The 17,906-nt window shown below is 47.4% G+C and carries 20 protein-coding genes, 1 riboswitch and 1 other annotated feature; of the genes, 12 read left to right on the top strand and 8 right to left on the bottom strand.

What is annotated here, in order from left to right; translation table 11 throughout:
- Nucleotides 1–2 precede the first annotated feature (2 nt).
- On the top strand, nt 3–401 hold the full coding sequence (locus tag ASG16_RS13625) for a hypothetical protein (protein ID WP_017251977.1): 399 nt from the start codon (nt 3–5) through the stop codon (nt 399–401).
- Here ASG16_RS13625 and ASG16_RS13620 read toward each other — a convergent pair.
- Nucleotides 379–1,131: an alpha/beta fold hydrolase gene (locus ASG16_RS13620; RefSeq protein ID WP_056497253.1), complete on the bottom strand. Its 753-nt coding sequence runs from the start codon at nt 1,129–1,131 to the stop codon at nt 379–381. The two genes, ASG16_RS13625 and ASG16_RS13620, sit on opposite strands and share 23 nt — an antisense overlap.
- A gap of 248 nt (nt 1,132–1,379) precedes the next feature.
- Here ASG16_RS13620 and ASG16_RS13615 point away from each other — a divergent pair, with 248 nt between their 5' ends.
- A complete protein-coding gene (locus ASG16_RS13615) occupies nt 1,380–2,180 on the top strand; it encodes an inositol monophosphatase family protein (protein WP_157966771.1) in 801 nt (266 codons plus the stop codon).
- 31 nt (nt 2,181–2,211) lie between these two features.
- Here ASG16_RS13615 and ASG16_RS13610 read toward each other — a convergent pair whose 3' ends face one another.
- Nucleotides 2,212–2,769: a CGNR zinc finger domain-containing protein gene (locus ASG16_RS13610; protein WP_056497261.1), complete on the bottom strand. Its 558-nt coding sequence runs from the start codon at nt 2,767–2,769 to the stop codon at nt 2,212–2,214.
- 167 nt (nt 2,770–2,936) lie between these two features.
- On the opposite strand from ASG16_RS13610, the gene ASG16_RS13605 reads away from it, so the two are divergent.
- From ASG16_RS13605 to ASG16_RS13585, 6 genes are all read left to right on the top strand, one after another.
- Nucleotides 2,937–3,431, top strand: coding sequence for a DinB family protein (locus ASG16_RS13605; protein WP_048031493.1), 495 nt, complete (start codon nt 2,937–2,939; stop codon nt 3,429–3,431).
- 84 nt (nt 3,432–3,515) lie between these two features.
- A riboswitch (Lysine riboswitch) is annotated at nt 3,516–3,701 on the top strand.
- Between the two features lie 113 nt (nt 3,702–3,814).
- The gene (locus tag ASG16_RS13600) at nt 3,815–5,263 is read left to right on the top strand and encodes an amino acid permease (protein ID WP_056497416.1); all 1,449 of its coding nucleotides are present in this window, start codon (nt 3,815–3,817) and stop codon (nt 5,261–5,263) included.
- Between the two features lie 218 nt (nt 5,264–5,481).
- Nucleotides 5,482–6,345 (top strand): hypothetical protein, encoded by an 864-nt coding sequence (locus ASG16_RS13595; RefSeq protein ID WP_056497264.1) that lies wholly within the window; start codon nt 5,482–5,484, stop codon nt 6,343–6,345.
- A 157-nt stretch (nt 6,346–6,502) separates the two neighbouring features.
- Nucleotides 6,503–6,694 (top strand): hypothetical protein, encoded by a 192-nt coding sequence (locus ASG16_RS13590; protein ID WP_056497267.1) that lies wholly within the window; start codon nt 6,503–6,505, stop codon nt 6,692–6,694.
- Nucleotides 6,687–6,833, top strand: coding sequence for a hypothetical protein (locus ASG16_RS30900; protein WP_198674222.1), 147 nt, complete (start codon nt 6,687–6,689; stop codon nt 6,831–6,833). The genes ASG16_RS13590 and ASG16_RS30900 overlap by 8 nt, the downstream gene beginning before the upstream one ends.
- A gap of 217 nt (nt 6,834–7,050) precedes the next feature.
- Nucleotides 7,051–8,106 carry a TolC family protein gene (locus ASG16_RS13585; RefSeq protein ID WP_056497269.1) on the top strand — a complete coding sequence of 352 codons (1,056 nt, stop codon included), beginning with the start codon at nt 7,051–7,053 and terminating at the stop codon, nt 8,104–8,106.
- 71 nt (nt 8,107–8,177) lie between these two features.
- On the opposite strand, the gene ASG16_RS13580 is transcribed toward ASG16_RS13585, so the two are convergent.
- The 5 genes from ASG16_RS13580 to ASG16_RS13560 form a co-directional block, all read right to left on the bottom strand.
- Nucleotides 8,178–9,089, bottom strand: coding sequence for an aminoglycoside phosphotransferase family protein (locus ASG16_RS13580; RefSeq protein WP_056497272.1), 912 nt, complete (start codon nt 9,087–9,089; stop codon nt 8,178–8,180).
- A gap of 346 nt (nt 9,090–9,435) precedes the next feature.
- Complete coding sequence (locus tag ASG16_RS13575; protein WP_048031488.1) at nt 9,436–10,614, bottom strand: aminotransferase; 1,179 nt, start codon at nt 10,612–10,614, stop codon at nt 9,436–9,438.
- Nucleotides 10,611–11,111, bottom strand: coding sequence for an Lrp/AsnC family transcriptional regulator (locus ASG16_RS13570; RefSeq protein ID WP_007722565.1), 501 nt, complete (start codon nt 11,109–11,111; stop codon nt 10,611–10,613). The genes ASG16_RS13575 and ASG16_RS13570 overlap by 4 nt, the downstream gene beginning before the upstream one ends.
- Before the next feature lie 126 nt (nt 11,112–11,237).
- Nucleotides 11,238–11,479 (bottom strand) — a binding site (T-box leader).
- A gap of 49 nt (nt 11,480–11,528) precedes the next feature.
- On the bottom strand, nt 11,529–13,025 hold the full coding sequence (locus ASG16_RS13565) for a sensor histidine kinase (RefSeq protein ID WP_056497275.1): 1,497 nt from the start codon (nt 13,023–13,025) through the stop codon (nt 11,529–11,531).
- A complete protein-coding gene (locus ASG16_RS13560) occupies nt 13,022–13,705 on the bottom strand; it encodes a response regulator transcription factor (RefSeq protein ID WP_048031486.1) in 684 nt (227 codons plus the stop codon). Before ASG16_RS13560 ends, ASG16_RS13565 begins: the two co-directional genes overlap by 4 nt.
- 280 nt (nt 13,706–13,985) lie before the next feature.
- Here ASG16_RS13560 and ASG16_RS13555 point away from each other — a divergent pair, with 280 nt between their 5' ends.
- The 4 genes from ASG16_RS13555 (at nt 13,986) to nadD (ending at nt 16,857) form a co-directional block, all read left to right on the top strand.
- Entirely contained in the window at nt 13,986–14,672 is a 687-nt protein-coding gene (locus ASG16_RS13555) for a YceI family protein (protein ID WP_056497279.1), read from the top strand.
- A 154-nt stretch (nt 14,673–14,826) separates the two neighbouring features.
- A complete protein-coding gene (locus ASG16_RS13550; protein ID WP_056497282.1) occupies nt 14,827–15,615 on the top strand; it encodes an NUDIX hydrolase in 789 nt (262 codons plus the stop codon).
- A 28-nt stretch (nt 15,616–15,643) separates the two neighbouring features.
- The gene (locus ASG16_RS13545) at nt 15,644–16,189 is read left to right on the top strand and encodes a cysteine hydrolase family protein (protein ID WP_056497285.1); all 546 of its coding nucleotides are present in this window, start codon (nt 15,644–15,646) and stop codon (nt 16,187–16,189) included.
- Between the two features lie 29 nt (nt 16,190–16,218).
- Nucleotides 16,219–16,857, top strand: coding sequence for a nicotinate-nucleotide adenylyltransferase (gene nadD, locus ASG16_RS13540; protein ID WP_056497287.1), 639 nt, complete (start codon nt 16,219–16,221; stop codon nt 16,855–16,857).
- Between the two features lie 58 nt (nt 16,858–16,915).
- On the opposite strand, the gene ASG16_RS13535 is transcribed toward nadD, so the two are convergent.
- The gene (locus tag ASG16_RS13535) at nt 16,916–17,821 is read right to left on the bottom strand and encodes a DMT family transporter (protein WP_056497289.1); all 906 of its coding nucleotides are present in this window, start codon (nt 17,819–17,821) and stop codon (nt 16,916–16,918) included.
- Nucleotides 17,822–17,906: the final 85 nt, after the last annotated feature.

Here is a 17,906-nt window from a genome sequence, read left to right as displayed (position 1 = left end):
TGATGAAACGAGTCTTTATTGCCGGAGATGCATACACGACTCATTTTTTTGATCTCGCCTTAGACCAAGACGAGGAGCTGTCCCTGTTACCCTCTTTGCAGGTAGCCAGCTATCACGTGGCCCGCTTTGCTCTCATCATGCGAGATGACGGCCTTCGTGGACTCGGTATTTTTCCCGGAGACGCTCTCCTGATCTCAGACTTTTCGATGGAACCTGTAAAAGACAGACCTGTATTGATCCGCCAGGAGGGGCAGTTCCTTGTGCGCATCGCAGCAGACGTCAATCCATTGGAGTGTCTGTTTACAACCACACGCGAGCAAGACACCCCCATGTTACTCCCCTCGGAAAACATTCGCATTACAGGTGTTGTATCCGGTATTATTCCACGTTCATCATCGTAACCTCATTAAGCAGCCAATCCTTGATTGCTGCTACCGTTTGCTGCCACTGCTCCTGCGGGGTAATGGCAGCGGGCTGGTCACCCTCCTGCGATCCATAGCTGCCGAACTGGGCGTGGTTCCCCCCTTCTATGGACATGTAAACAGTACGATCCGGTAAATATTGCTTGCCCTCCATAAACTTTTGCATAGTGATCACTCCATCGCGAGAACCGAGCAAAGACAGCACAGGCAAATTCACCTTCTTCAAGTTCCCCTGACTGTTCGGATACGCTCCCAGTAAAAATACACCACTGATTCGGTCCGAGTGGTTTGCTGCGAATTGAGCTGCCATCGTTCCTCCAAGCGAATGTCCTCCGATGACAAACGTTTTATTCGGGTACGCCTTTAATACTTGTGTAGCTCGCGTCATATCACTTACAGCCAAATTCAGCGGCATTCGTGCGAGAAAAACATGATAGCCAGAGCCTGCCAAGGCACGGGCAATCGGTGCATAGCTCTCCGGTTTGACCAGTGCTCCCGGATACAAGATGAGTCCCGGTTCGCGTGACTCCCCGCCTTGGAAAATAATCCAGTCATTTGTATCCATGACCGTAATCCCTTCACCGCCCTGCATGGCCGTTAACGCTGCCTGATCAGGTTGATATGGCTGCAAATACCATATAGCCAGACAAATCGCTCCGAGTGTCACCAATACGAGTGCCTGAAACCATTTTTTGCGTGCTTGACTCATCCTACCCACCTCGTTTCCGCCCCCATGTATGATGCTACTTATTATGTCTCAAACGCGCTGCTCATGTGCATAAATTGTGAATCTCGACATCTTACCAGTGTTGACGAACTGATTTTTTAATAGTAGTATTCAAACATACTACTTATATGTTTTGGCTGATCAGTAAAGTGGCGTTCAAAACAAAAGTACGGAGACCATTACGAAAAACTACTCGATTTTTACCAAAAAGAGAAGGGATGGGAATTGTTATGAATCTACAGGATGTGCAATTTTGCGAGGAACTGGTAAGAAGTGCGGGAAATGAGTTGCTAGTGGAATTTGAAAAAGGCGTGCCCTGCCACAGCAAGGAAGCAATGGCTAAACGCTTTGAAGAGGTGAATCCCGTAGTTGAAGCTCGATTGAAGCGCTCATTATCCGAGCGGTTCCCCACCTATGAATTCTCTGACGCGGAATTCAATCTGGCTGCACAGGAAAAGCCTGAATTCACAAGTCCTTATTGGGTGATGGATGCAATCGATGGAGCGGTTCACTTTCTGCAAAATATGCCGATGTGGGCTACTTCCCTCTGCCTGATTGACGGAGGACGCACGGTTGTTTCTTTTGTCTATGATCCATGCCGTGATGAACTGTTTACCGGAATTAACGGGCGTGGAGCTTTTTTAAACGGACAAAAAATCAGTACCTTATCCAAATCGCAGCTAAGTGAGTGCATTCTAGGGACGCTCTTTGCTTCCTCCGAGCCGATGAACCTCTTGGTCGGAAAGTATACAGCGAATTCCTTGACGAGAGTGATGCCAGAAGCTTTTGCCATCCGCATGCAAGGCGCGGTTTCACTCCATCTTGCCTATGTGGCGTGCGGACGACTCGACGGTTACTGGGAATACGGTGAAGGGGTGTATGATTGGCTGGCTGGTGCTCTTTTGGTAGAGGAAGCCGGAGGCAAAATTACGGATACGCAAGGGAATGATTTTTGCTGGAAAAACACAGGCATCGTAGCAGCAAGCTCGACCATCTACCCTAAGCTGATCCAATTGACCCCCGCTTCATGAAGAACAGATAAAAAGGGTGAGCCTATTAGCATCACCCTTTCTCCTTTTTCCGTTCGCGAAAACGGCGCACCTTCATCAGGTTTCCGCACATTTTGTCATCGCACCAGCGGCGCACCCGGTTGCGGCTTTCATCATAAAACACCCAGCGGCAATCCTCGTTGTCACATATTTTGACTCGCTCCAGATGCTGCGGGGCAAGCAACTCCGCGAAAGAGGCTGCAATTTGTGCCATGACGAGGGGCCAGCCCTCTGTTGAGCTAGATTGCTCTTGCCTGTAGCTACCCTCCTCTTCTACATACAACACCTGCACATGAAAAGGAGCGAGAGCCAAAGCTCTGTTCAATTCCGCAAGGTCCTCCTCTTGGAATCGCTCTCCACGGACAACTGCTTCCAGCATACGTCGCAAACGCTCGCGCAACTGCAAAAGTGAAGCGGCACACTCCTCATTCATCGGCAGCGGTGCGGTTAGCTTGTATGTTTGCAAAAAGGATGACAGCCATTCCTGGTTCTCCAGGCGATTTTCCCCACGACCAGAACCACGCCAATCCCGCCAATCACTATTTAAAAAATCGATACAAAGCCAGTCCATATCATCATCTCTCCTGACGAAACCCTTCATTTTCTCTCTTGTATGATCATACAGGATATGGTAATCTCTATTTGTAACCACCGTAATAAACTTAACTGGTTACAACCTCATTTCTTATTGCTATTATAGCGTTTCATCAATCTGTTTCACAGACGAGGAGGAAGCCTATGAATCGGAAGGAATTGCTTTTGCACGGATGGGAATGTACGTATGACAAGGAAGACTGGTATCCACCCTTAAAAGAAGCGCTTTCCGGCGTATCAGCAGCCGAGGCGAGCTGGCGCCCTGTGGGAGAAGCAGCCAACACGATCTGGGAAAACGTCAGCCACCTTCTTTATTACAAAGAACGCCTGTTGCATCGTCTAATGGGCACTGAATTTCCTGGATCGGCTGAGACGAACGATGATACCTTCATCCCGTCCGGCGGTCCCGATGACGAAGACGCTTGGCAAGCTACTCTCGCTCGCATGGAAAGCGTCCACCGCCACATTCACGAAAAGCTTTCCTTGCTGACAGATGAAGAGTTAAATCAGATGGCTACCTATACGCCCATTTACCAAAATGTGATGAGTTTGGTCCTGCATGATGCGTTTCATACGGGACAAATCGTCCAAATTCGCAAGCTGCAAGGCTCCTGGCCTGCCAGACGATCATTTGAATAACAAAATTTCACATTGATTAATCACAAACAATCCTTTATAGTTGATGAATCACATAATTTCATACATGTTATCCTCATCTTTCACGGTGAGGATAGAGGTCGCGGCTTTTATATCATCCTGTACGAGATTCAGAGAAAATCAATGACTCCAGGTAAGGAAAATCCGCCGAAGCTCATATCGCGTCTCTGTGCGATTGGGTTGGGGCTGTACTCGAAAGGGGCAGAACTGTCACGTTTGCATGCCAAGCAAACGTGGTGAGCTATCTTCAGTGAAGGCTTGGTGGGGATTGGATGATACCGCCCTATGCCATTTTTTTGGCTATGGCGGTTTTTTCGTTTCCGACCTTCCTTCTCAAAAATCAAGAAAGGTCGTGCAAGCAGCTTATGTCACAAAATCAATTGCAACGTGGTTTAAAAGCCCGACACCTGACGATGATTGCCATCGGCGGCTCGATTGGGACGGGATTGTTTCTTGCGAGTGGAGGCTCGATCCACTCCGCCGGACCTGGTGGAGCTTTAGTCGCCTATCTTGCCATTAGTATCATGGTTTACTTTTTAATGACCAGCTTGGGGGAAATGGCGGCCTTCATGCCTGTTTCCGGTTCGTTTTCGACGTATGCCACACGGTTCGTCGATCCATCTCTCGGTTTTGCTCTCGGCTGGAACTACTGGTACAACTGGGCCATTACCATTGCCGTCGAGCTGTCAGCTTCCGCACTCATTATGAAATATTGGTTCCCGGATACCCCAGCGATATTGTGGAGTGCTTTGTTCCTCGGATTGCTGTTTGCCTTGAATCTCCTGTCTGTGAAAGCCTATGGAGAATCTGAATATTGGTTCGCCTTGATTAAAGTAATAACGGTTATCATCTTTATTATTGTGGGTGTGTTGATGATTTTTGGCATTATGGGCGGTCAAGCAGTCGGCTTCCAAAACTTCACCAAAGGAGACGCGCCATTCAACGGCGGCTTCATGGCCCTGCTCGGTGTCTTTATGATTGCCGGATTCTCTTTTCAAGGGACAGAGCTGGTTGGTGTCGCAGCTGGAGAGAGCGAAGACCCTGCTCGCAACATTCCGAAGGCCATCCGTCAAATTTTTTGGCGCATCCTGCTCTTCTACATTCTCGCTATTTTGATCATCGGGTTGCTGGTTCCATACGATAATCCAAATCTGATCAGTGGCGACCTTACGGATATTGCGATCAGCCCGTTTACGATTGTATTTGAAAATGCCGGTTTTGCTTTTGCAGCATCCGTCATGAATGCGGTTATTCTCACGTCAGTATTGTCTGCTGGTAACTCTGGCATGTACGCCTCTACACGCATGCTGTGGAACCTGGCGAAAGAAGGAAAAGCACCAAAATGGTTCGCAAAAGTAACAAGTAACGGCGTACCAATCAATGCCCTGATCTTGACTGCGCTCATCGGCGCCCTTGCTTTTCTGTCCTCTCTGTTTGGAGAAGGCGAAGTGTATGTTTGGCTTTTGAATGCTTCTGGTATGTCAGGCTTCATCGCCTGGCTGGGAATTGCCATTAGTCACTACCGTTTCCGCAAAGCGTTTATCGCCCAGGGCCGTGACTTAAGCGAATTGCCTTATCGGGCAAAGTGGTTCCCGTTTGGTCCGATTTTTGCCTTCATCATTTGCTGTATCGTTATTTTGGGGCAAAACTATTCCGCATTCATGGGTGGAACGATCGACTGGTATGGCGTCCTGGTCTCTTACATTGGCCTGCCACTCTTCTTAATCATTTGGCTCGCTTATAAAATCACCCAAAAGACCAAGCTCGTCCCTCTAGAACAAGTAGACTTCAGCATGGATGAATACACGAAATAATCGAAGAAAAATTACGGACTTCCGTTATCTAAACGGGAGTCCTTTTTCGTGTTTGCCAGCATATTAAAAACTGCCCTAAAATAGCCGATAGTATAGAAAAGAAGCAATTGAGATCCGTTTCCTTCCGTTCTCACAACTCATACCAGTCATCTGATAAAAGGTAAACCAGATCTCCTACCATCACGACTGAACATGAATCCATGTGAGGAGAGTAGAACATGCAAATCCAATCGTATTCCCGCTACCTATCCCCCCAGCTTCCAACTAACCAAACTGCACCTAAAATGGTGACAGGAACTAGTTTGGCATTGCCCAAGCCCGATACTGTAGACCTTCGTTCACACAAGGCACGCGAGCTACCTGCTGATGCCATCGAACATCACAGCGTCCAATTTTTCTTTAGCACAGAGATTAATGAGCGTTTGAATAAAATTTTCGCAGATAAACCACCCGAGGCTCGCAAGGCCTTTGACCACATCCTGGAGCGAAATTTTTTCAACTCCCAATCCACCTACACCGATGAAGAAAGAGCTGCTTTGATAGAAGTGGGTTTAACACAAGGCAAATATTTGGCAGACCAATACATGGCTGATGAAAAAAATGCCGCTGAATTTTTGGATACCCTCCATCTGCTTGCTGGCGTGGCCAAAACCCGAAAGGTTGACCCTGCAACTGGCAGTGTCAGCTACGTAGAGCTTCCGCAAAAACCGCAGGGGGCGCCGAACGACTATGTGAATCCGTCCAAGCTGATGGAGCGTTATGACCCAGAAGCCTACAAAAAAATGCAAGCGGCCACAACCAATCAAACAGAGAAAGTAAGCATGCTGATTCAATTCGTCAAAAAGCTGCAACATCGTCCAGACTGGATCGCACAATACCGGAACGAACAAGCTACACTTCTCTCTGATTTAAAAAATACAAAAATCGCTAACCGTTTTGAGAATGTAAATACAAAGGACGCCACTGAATTTGTTCGTCAAATGAATACGCTTGCTGAAAATGCTTCCGTTTCTGCCTTCACACCATTGCTACAAACGAATCTTGCCTCTTTTATGAAGATCCTGGCCAAGAAAACGAGTTAGAGATAACTTCACAAAGATGATCGTCACAGCCTCCGCCCGAACTTTCCTGGGACTGGGGCTGTTTTTTCTTGTGAAGTACCAGTCTCTTTCCTATTCCAGTTAAGGAAAATGGACAGGCAGGTGGTGGACATACTAACCCGTAAAGGAGGATACGAACATGGATGACAATCGCGAAAACGACCTGCCTGATTTCAAACAACTGGATGACAGACTGATCGCTCAACCTCCGACTAGCCCAATAATCGCAATCCGTACCAATCTGGACAAGAAACCAAATGACGTCGACAATCCGTATGTGCAGCAAGACTCTAAACCCACTGGACAAAATAAGGGGGACGCAAATGACTGATCACATCTCAAAGGAAAAACCGGACATGGGTTATAACGGAAGTAATATGCATGGTTATTCCCTTACACCAAAGGAAGGGACATTGGATCAAGCTGCCAAGACGGCTGCGGCAAAAAAAGAAAACAGGGAGAAAGAATAGTTTTTCCCCCATTACGAAGAACAAATCCCCCTTTGGGGAAACAGGCAGATGCTCCTTGCCTTTTTTCCTGAAGGGGATTTGTTTTGGATTTCTAACCAAGAACTTGGTGAAAAACATTTTCTTATTGACGAAATTCCATTGGAAATATATACTTTTCATGGACTTGATAATGAGAATCGTTATCAAATCTTTGCATATATAATCAGGAGGTTGCCCCATGAAATCCAGGCTCTTCAAACACATTTACAGCACAACATTAGTCACTTCTCTCCTCACAGGTGGCGCCCATATAGCTCTGGCCGCACCACTCGTGGCCACTGCTGAACAGACGGATGTTTCCCCTTTGTCGCTAGATTTCGCAGTCGAACAGGCAATTAAGAACAGCGTTGATCTGGAGGTGCTTCGGCTTGACCTAGATATTACGAAGTACGAAACATCCATCACACTGAGAGAAAAAGCAGAAATAAAAAAAGCCGATATCATGACGCTGGCTGATGCAAAAAAGAAATTCGAAGACGCTGCCAAAGCGATCAAAGAAGTAGTTGTCGATGAAGTCGCCCTGAATACGCAAAAAAACACCATACAATTGCAAGTGCAAAAAGCATTCTTCGAAGTCCAATCATTAGACGCCAAAATCAAAGCACAAAAGACAAGCTTGCAAAGACAGTACTGGTTGGACTCCCAAGAAACAGAAGCTCACAAAAATCTTGCTGCCCTTGAAGCCAGCTACAAACAAGCATTGGCTAAGCTCAACGATTTATTGAATGAAAAAGCGGACAAACAATGGAAGATGATCGCTACTGATCTGACCCAGCACGAGCTGCTTTCCTTGGAGCAATTGCAAGCAAAAGCTTATGAAAAACGTCCTGAAATGATCAAGGCACAAGCAGAAATAGACTTTGCCCAAGTAAGAATTGATTACACAGCCGAGTATTCCGCACTCAGCACATATAAAGGTACAATTGCAAAAAACGAGCACAAAAAGGCGGAACTGCAAAAACAAAAAACACAAAAGAAAATCGGTCAAGAAGTAAGTGACAACTATACGAAGGTACTCGCAGTGAAAAAGGCATTAGAGGAAAGTACAACAAAGAAAGAAACCGCATTGGAGCGCTATCAGGCAACAATCGATCAATATAGATTAGGAAAAGCATCGATGAAAGAACTGATGAAAGACGAAGCAAACCTGTTTGACTCCGAAACAAAAACAATCGAATCGGTTTATCAATACAATCTCGCTGTTATCACCTTGAACCAGTTGACTGGTTATTAATATTTCGTATTACGAAGGATCTCATTTATTCATTTAAAATAAAGAAGGCTTCATCCCATAGGGTGAAGCCTTTACTCATTTATTAGCCTCTCAAAAACTCCTGGCATCACCAGACGACCACCGTCTACACCAAAATCCTCTATGAACCACCAAGCCGATAGCACACTGTGGCAATACGCCCACGCCAGCACTCTCTCTTTTTGCAAAGACAGCGCCTTCGTCAGTCCATCGACCCGCTGTTTCATTACTTCTTCTACCCCATCCTCTGGCAAATGGTTCAGCAAAAACGGAATCACCTCGTATTCTGTCTCCCCGATCAGCCCTTTTGGATCAATTGCCAGCCACGGCTCTCTTTGTGCCCGCAAAATATTTTCATGATGAAGATCACCATGCAGCAGGCACTGTTCTTTTTGTGTGGAGAGAAGCTTTTTGTACCATTGCATGGCCTGCTCCACCATTTGCTCGGGAATCGGTCCTGTCCCTCCTCGGAAATGAGAGCGAATCCCTTCCAGTCCCACAGCCCAGTCCGCTATTGTCGGAAACGTAGAAGCAAGCTTACCCACTCTGGAAACGGGTGTATGCATTCTTTTGATCACGTCCGTCAAGCATTGAATTCGCTCGTCTTCACTACTCAGCTTGTCCAGTGTCTCTCCTGGCATGATTCGCTCCAAAAGCATGATGCCTTTTTCCTCGTCAGCATCGAGTAGCTGCACCATTCCCCGCCCCGCAAAAGCCCGAATTGCCGTCAGCTCTTTCTGCCAGTCCAGTCCAGGCACGCCCAGCTTTAACACGGCGTTTCTCCCATCCTCTAACACAACAGGTGCGACAAAATTATAAGAGAGTGGAAAATGCTCAAGCACCTTTAATGACCATCGTGCTTCGCAATCGGCAATCAACTCATGAAAGGAATCCAGCCAGAGACGCCCGTCTTCTTTATGTACGCCCATAATTGTTTGGGTAAATTGGGTTGGCAGTGAAACCATTAGGAAAACCCTCCTCGAACTACTTGCAAAACATCCTCTTGCATTAGCTTTCAAGCTGTTCCCTTCCCACAGCCGCGTAAGAAGAAGCGCATTTCCAGTCAAGCGCCTCTGGAGCCCAACTCAGCTCAGGAAAAAATGGCGGGGGTTTTCAGCTTTTATTACATACAAAAACGCTTTCGCGTTTTCTGGTTTGAAGCTCTCCCGCCATTTTTTCCTGAGCGGACAGTCAATCCCCTTGCGGGGCGTAGGCCGAAGTGCAGACTGGAAATGCGCTTCTTCCCCACCACAACCACTCGTAAAAAAAGGAGCAGCTTGAAAGCCGCCCCCCTTTATTTCCCGGAAAATGTTATGACATTCGTCCCATCAAGCGCTCCATACGTTCCAGCGCCTTCTTCAACTGCTCGATCGATGTTGCATAAGAACAACGGATATGCCCCTGTCCGCTTTCGCCGAACACATCTCCAGGTACAACAGCTACCTTTTCTTCCATAAGCAGCTTTTCCGCAAACTCAGAAGAACTGAGACCTGTAGAAGCTACAGACGGGAATGCGTAGAATGCTCCGTCTGGCTCGTGGCAAGTCAATCCGATTTGACGGAATCCGTCTACCACATAATTGCGGCGCTGACGGTAACTCTCGATCATTCGTTCCATATCAGAACGTCCATGACGCAGGGCTTCCAATGCAGCCATCTGAGCCATCGTCGGTGCACACAGCATGGTGTACTGATGGATTTTCAGCATGCCCGCAAGTAAATCAGGCGATGCGCAGACATATCCCAGACGCCATCCGGTCATCGCGAACGCTTTGGAAAAACCGGAGATGAGGATCGTCCGATCTTTCATCCCTGGCAAAGCCGCGATACTATCGTGCATTCGTCCGTAGGTAAGCTCCGCATAAATTTCATCGGAGATCACCATGAGGTCATGCTTTTCAATGATCGGCAAAAGTGTTTTCCACTCTTCAGCCGTCATAGTCCCCCCGGTCGGGTTATTTGGATAGCAGAAAATGATTGCTTTTGTACGCGCGGTGATGTGCGACTCCAGCTCTTGTGGTGTCAGCTTGAACTGGTTTTCCATCGTTGTTTTCAGGAAAACTGGCACCCCGCCAGCCAAGCGAATGACTGGTTCATAGGAGACATAGCAAGGCTCCACTACCAATACTTCATCACCCGGATCGAGAATGGCACGCAGTGCGATATCAATTGCTTCGCTGGCACCGACCGTCACGAGAATTTCTGTCTCGGGATGATAGCTGACAGAAAAACGTTCTTCCAGGTATTTCTGAATTTCCACGCGCAATGGCAGCATACCGGCATTGGATGTATAAGCTGTATGTCCACGCTCCAGCGAAGAAATCGAAGCTTCTCTCATGCGCCAGGGAGTGACAAAATCAGGCTCCCCTACACCTAAAGAAATGACTCCCTCCATCGATGCTGCCAAATCGAAAAAGCGGCGAATGCCTGATGGCTTCAACGATTGAACTGTACTGGATAAACGGTTTTTGACTTTGACTTGTGTACTCACGGCGTAACCACCATCCTGTGATCTTCGTCACGATCTTCCAGCTCAATGCCATCGTGCTTGTAACGTTTCAAAATAAAGTGTGTAGCTGTTGAGACCACCGAATCGAGAGTGGACAGCTTTTGCGAAACAAAAGTGGCTACTTCTTTCATCGTTTTGCCTTCCAAAATAATTGACAAGTCATAGCTTGCACCAGACATCAAGTACACAGCCTTCACTTCTGGGAAACGGCAAATTCGCTCCGCCACTTCATCAAAGCCGACATCGCGCTTCGGCGTCACTTTCACATCAATCATCGCGTTCACGTACGGATGATCGTCCACACGCTCCCAGTTCACCAGCGCCGGATATTTGACAATGACCTTCTCGGCTTCTAATGCTGCAATCGTCTGTTCAACGACCTCCGTCGGTTCCCCGATCATTTTTCCGATTTGCTCAGCGCTCATGCGACTGTCTTCTTCCAACAGGTGCAACAGCTCTCTTTGCTTCAAGCGATCCATGCCCCACCACTCCAGTTTTCTCTTTATTTTTGTACATAAGTGCGTGTTCAAGTAGTCGACTTTTTGAACAACGGCATCATGCAAAAAAGCCCCAGCAACCAGACTCATGATTTCCATGAATCTGATTGCTGAGGCGAAGGTATCGCGGTACCACTCAGCTTTTTTGCCTCTCTCACAAAAGGCAAACTCGTGCTGTCTACAAAGACATGCGCCCCATAACGTGGGCCATCCGCTGCTTTCTACTTGGCATTTTCAAAAGCAGAGCTCCAAGGTGGCTTTCAAAAAGAGTTCGCGGCTGCCCTCTCAGCTAACAGGCAACTCTCTGGACGTCAAAATCCCTTTTTTACTTTCCTTTTCACGGCTGTGTTGGTTGTTTTATTGAATGTCTCAGATTATAAATGACGTTTTCTCTCATTGTCAACCAACAACTTCTGTCTTTTGGACCTCTTTCAAACCGTTTGGCAACCAGACCCGAAACACAGTCCCTATTCCCAAGCTGCTTTGTACGTCAATTTTTCCTCGATGATTTTCTACGATCGATTGGGTGATCGACAGCCCCAAACCAGCCCCTCCGCTTTTGCGTGCGCGTGAGGATTCAATCCGGTAGAAACGGTCGAATACATGCGGGACATGCTCCGATGCGATCCCGGTTCCATTATCTGTAAACGTCAGTTCAATCCCATTGGCAATCTTGCTCAACGTAAGCTCGATCTCACCGTTCACAGGGTCAGTATGCTGCACCGCATTTTGAAACAGATTGAGAATAACTTGCTTCATTCCGTCACAGTCGAAAGTAGCCGTAACATTCGGTTCTACGCGGAAATCAACGTTTCGGTCACCGGCCAGGACCATGAGCTGCGATTCCATACTGTGCACGACGGCATCCAACTGCCCTTCTTGCAAAAGGAAAGCTGGTTCCCGATCCATCCGAGCCAGGTACAGTAAATCGTTGACGAGTTTATTCAGTCTCTCTGTCTCGCCGTGCATGCTTTTCAATGCTTTTTGCAAATGTTCGGGATTTGCCGCAGCTCCACGCAACAGCACCTCCAAAAAACCATGAATGGAAGTCAACGGTGTTCGCAATTCGTGCGAGGCATCCGCCACAAAGCGTCGCATCCGCTCTCCTGCTTCTTGCTCGATTTTAAAGGAGGTTTCCAGCCGCTCCAGCATTCCATTAAAGACCGCCGATAATTGATCAATCTCCATCTGGCCTTGATCCATCGGCAGTCGTTCATCCAAATTACCCGCATTAATCCGCTCAACTGTAACTTCAATCCGCGAAAGTGGGTTCAGCGTACGGCGGAGCACAGGCACGTAGGTTAACAAACCGATAAGCAAGGCGAGTGCAGATGCAGAGAAGAAAATGATCAACTGTGGAAACAGCACTTCCCGCATCGAGCCGACAGGTGTACTCAGTTGTACGATTCCTTGAAGCTGTTCAGGAGATTTGATAGGTGCCAGCACGACCAAATAATCCTTCCCGGTGCTACCCTCCAAAATTTTGTATTTAAAAGTGCATACGCCACTAGCTAAGATCTCGCGGTACAAACTATCTGGAAAGCGTGGGGAATACCCTTCGCTCGGATTCGCAAACAGCTCCGTCACGTTGGCGTCGTTGTCAATAAAGGCATACTTGATATCGGGAGTACGCAAGGAAAGCAACGCGCTGACATACTGATCGTATTTCGGGAGCGTTTCCGTATCTTCCAAGACCTGATACGGAACAGTGACTGCCAGATTTAACAAGCTTTCCGCTTTGCTCCGATACAAGAACTGCTCCATCAATAAGTATTGAATCATACCGATTAGAAGCAGCAACCCGGATAAGATAAATAACGAACGAGACAACAACTGATAACGCAAAGAGTTCGGTTCTAGGAAGGCGGCCCATTGATTGTTTCGATTCATCGTCATACAAAATCAACCCGATAGCCCGCACCGCGCAATGTGCGAATGATCCGATGCTGACGATCGTTCAGTTTGTCACGCAGAGAGCGAATATACACCTCGACAATGTTCTCCTCCCCACCGAAATCATAGCCCCACACGTTATCCAGAATCATTGGTTTACTCAGCACCAACCCGTGATTGGTTACTAAATATTTCAGCAAAGAGTATTCCGTTGGCGATAGCTCCAGAAGCGTTTCCTCGTAGGTAATTTCCTTTCGCCTGTCATCGATTTGGAAGGGGCCGAGGTGTACCTTGGAGAGCAAATGTGGGTAATGATTACGAATGCGCGCATGGATACGAGCAAGCAGCTCCTCAAAGCTAAACGGCTTAATCATATAATCATCGGCACCAAGCGTCAGCCCTTTTACCCGATCCTCTACGTCTTCTCTGGCTGTCAACATGATCGTTGCTACATTCTGTATCTTTTTCAACATCCGGCATACCTCGAAGCCGTCCATGCCTGGCATCATCACATCGAGAATGACGACATGGGGCTGATGCTCCTTCACCATGGTCACCGCAGTCATCCCGTCTTGTGCCGTCAATACCTGGAAGCCTTCATTTTCAAGACCCATCTCCAAAAATTGCAGAATGGTCGGTTCATCATCGACAAGCAATATTTTAATGCCTTTGCTTAGGCTCATTTCTTTCACCTCATCTTCATTTTACCTGATCAGGCCGAGAGTAGCTGAATGTTTGCTGAATATGCCCTGAGTACGAGCTGAAAGCTTTTTGCAAAATAATAAACCAAAAAATGTAAATCCAATATATAAAACGTTGATAATTCTCTTACCCTTGCCCTTTCAACAAACTTTCAGCCAGCTTTCATGACCCACTCAGCTTCCTCTCTCATAATGATCCCTGCGTAGTCAAATACATACGACTCAAGTCTGAACACTTCAAAAATATGGAGGTTATCCAATAATGAAAAAGAATTCGGTTATCCTGACAGCATCAGTTGCCACGCTCGTGGTCGGTATCGGGGGCTACATGCTCTATGACTATTTCGTGGGAAACCATGTGGAGATTCAGCCTGTAGCTGCGGTAACCACAGCCTCATCTACCGCTTCATCAACACCTCTGACAGCAGATCAACTGAATAAAAAATGGACAATCAATGACCAGTCCAAAGTCTATTTCTCCGTCACTACGTCGAAAGAAACGGTAAACTTTGAAATGGACGGCATTACTGGTAGCTGGGATGTGAACCTCTCTGCACCAGATCAAATGAAAGCAACAGCTTCTGCCGACTTGAATAAGCTGAACTCCGGTAATGAAAAGCGCGACACCCATATCAAATCTCCTGATTACTTTGATACCTCCGTGCACCCTGCTGCTACCTTTGAAGCGAAATCTTTTGAGAACTGGCCAACCACATGGATCGAAGGACAAAAGGCTTCGTTCACCATCAATGGCGTCCTGACTGTAAGAGGAATTGCCAAAGACGTGAAAATGAATGCTGATGCGATTTATTCCCAAGGCAAACTACAGTTGGAAGGAACGTCCGTCGTAACGTTTGGTGACTTCGGATTGACCAGCCCTCATACGATCGTGGCCAAAACGGAAGAAAACATTAACATTACATTGCGACTCGCGTTGGATGCTGTTTAATCAATCGCTTTTCGCAGGTATTACTTCGAGAGACGTCTGACATTCACAGACGTCTTTTTTCACAGTTTTTTACATTGTAATATTGACATTGTTAAAACGATATCATAATATGAAAGTATGATAACAGATTCGAGTAAACGGAAAGGATGATCTTGTGAGTACGTCTCCCCTTCGAGCCAAACGCATCCACTTTCGGACCAAAAAGTACCGCTCGCCGGATGGACTTCCAACAGATATTTGCCTCTTTACGATCCTTTCCATCCCGCGCCAAACAAAAACCAAATCGCTGCCACTCAAACAATTGGCCGTTCTTCTGATCAAGCGGAAAAGCGATACATTTGGAGAGCAATGGGCCTTGCCTGGCGGTTTTTCCCATGAATCGGAGACCCTGGACGAATGCGCCTATCGCGAGTTGAAAGAAGAGACGAATATCGACCGCGATGTACACATCGAGCAGTTGAAAACGTACTACAGGCCCGGAAGAGACCCTCGTGGTTGGATCCCGAGTGTTGCCTATGTCTCCCTCGTCCATGAAGATTTATTGAAGCACGCACAGGCAAACGACGATGCATCGGACGCGCAGCTTTTTCCGATTGAGGAAGCTTTTGCCCTCAACCTCGCTTTTGATCATCGGGAAATTTTGACTGACGCCTTACAGCGCGTTCGTGAGCAGATGCTGCAAACGACTATCGCCAAAGCGTTTTTGCCAGATGAGTTTACCTTGAGCGAACTGCTACAAGTGATCGAGTCCGTCGTTCCATCCTTTTCGGCAAAAGATCGCGGCAATTTTGAGCGGCGCCTGCTTGCCACAACCAGACGGCAAGGACTGCTCGAGCCAGTTCTATCGGCTGACGGACAGCCTGTCTACTCGACCGAGTTTTCGAATTCGCCAGCCAAGCTCTATCGCTTTACCGGCTTTACGCCAACTGCCATGATTTACTGAAAAAATCCACATTCAGGAGGTTTTTTCCATGAAAGCTTTGATCGTGATCGACTACACGAATGATTTTGTCGCGACAGATGGTGCATTGACTTGTGGAGAGCCTGGTCAGGCTATTGAAGGACGCATTGGAGAATTGATCCGCGACTTCCTCGCAGAAGGAGATTTTGTCGTCATGGCAGTCGACGCTCATCGAGAGCAGGACCCGTACCACCCTGAGACAGGACTCTACCCTCCGCACAACATTATCGGTACGGCTGGCCGGAATTTGTATGGCAGCATTCAGGAGATTTACGAGGAATTCGAAGATACGATTCACTGGATGGATAAGACCCGCTACAGTGCTTTCCAAGGTACCGACCTTGCGTTATTGTTGCGGACGAGAGGTATCACTGAGGTTCATCTGGTAGGTGTCTGCACGGACATTTGTGTATTGCATACAGCGATTGAAGGCTTCTATAACGGCTTTTCTATCGTCATCCACGAGGATGCAGTAGCGAGCTTTCTTCCTGAAGGTCACAAATGGGCTCTCGGTCACTTTCAGAACCAGCTTGGCATGACTGTCCGCAAAAAATAACAGGCTCATGACGATAGGAGGCAATTTTCATGCGAATCGGCATTTATGGCAGCAGCTTTGACCCCATCACGTACAGCCATTTGTTCACGGCAGCGACCGTCGCTCACCGGAGACGACTGGACAAAGTCATTTTCGTACCATGCTCTTCAAAGCGTCATGATAAAAAATTGCAGACAGAGGACGTCCATCGCTTGCACATGCTCAAACTGGCTTTGGCGAGCAGTACACACAAAACAAACAAGTATGGAGAGCCACTTTTCGAAATATCTACAGTAGAGATGGATGGCTTGCCAGGTGAAACCTATACGTATGATACGATGATGCACATGAAAAAGAAGTACCCTAACGACGAGCTCTTTTTCATCATGGGATCGGATTTGTTAGAGGGACTGTCGAACTGGGGCAACGCTGAAAAGCTGGTCGCAGGCTTCAATTTCATCGTGATGTCGCGTGAAGGCTATCCGACCGCTGACCTGATCGCAGAGGACGCGCTGTTGCGCAATCACGACGAGCATTTTCTCATCATGAGCAAGGGCATCAACATGGGAATCAGCTCTACCTACATCCGAGACGAAATTCGCAAGGGCGGCGACCCCAGCTTTCTGTTGCCGGATACCTGCTTACAGTACATTTATGAAAAAGGAATCTACAAAGAGCCTTACGTATAGTTCCCATAACAAAAACAGCCGAACCTGTGAAGTGTCGGCTGTTTTTGTGTCGTCTCCATTAACGATTGAGAGTATTGGCAATTGCAGGCTGTCGTATCTTTTTCTGATAGTTCACCAAGCAAATACTGCACACGATCAATACCAGACCAGCGATGAGTGAATACGTAACCGGCTCATCCATGAAAATGGTGCCCGTGACGACTGCGATGAGCGGCACGAGAAACGTAAAGGCTGCTACCTTGCTCGCTTCTCCTGCATTCACGAGCCCAAAGTAAATGACAATGGCAATCGGTACACCAAATGTAGCGCCATAGCTAAGACCGATCAAATAAGGTACATTCCAAACAATGTCGGACCAGCTCTCTACGCCTGTCCCCAAAAGCGTTAAGGCCGCGCCACCAATGATGCATTGCATGGCAACCATCCACAGCGAATCTACCTTGGCACTGACCTTTTTCACATAGATCACGCCCAGCGCCCACGACAGAGCCGTCAATAAACCTAAAATGACACCCACGATGGAAACCTGTCCAGTCAATCCATCTGCACTGACCGCAAGTATCCCGAGGAATCCCATGATCAGCCCAATGATCTTGAGCACCGTCATGCTCTCACCCAGCCACAACCAGGCAAAAAGTCCAATCAAGATTGGCTGGAAGTACACCAGCACAGAGAATAATCCACCTGGCAAATACACGAGTCCAACCGTCTGAATGCCGTAAAAGCACAATGTATTCAGAAAGGCAGATATACAATAGCGCAACCAGTTTTCACGCCAGTTGATCTTTTTCCATTTCGGTAAAATGAATAAAGCGAGTAGAAGTCCACCAATCAGCGAACGCATTCCTGCGAATAAAATCGGTGGCGTATAAGCAAGTGACATTTTGTAGATCGACCAGCTTAATCCCCACATCAATACCAAACTTGCAATAGCGACAACAGTCTTACCTGAAAACTTTCCCACGAGGGGCCTCCCTTTCTAGCTGCAAACTTGCTCTTATGTTTTTGTCCGCCTCTTATAGTACCACACAAAAGAAGAAGCCGGATGT

It is taken from the genome of Brevibacillus sp. Leaf182 (genome assembly GCF_001423865.2).
GTDB classification, from domain to species: Bacteria; Bacillota; Bacilli; order Brevibacillales; family Brevibacillaceae; genus Brevibacillus; species Brevibacillus brevis_C.
The sequence above is the reverse complement of the archived record's forward strand: the minus strand, read 5'-3'. Positions and strand labels throughout refer to the sequence as shown.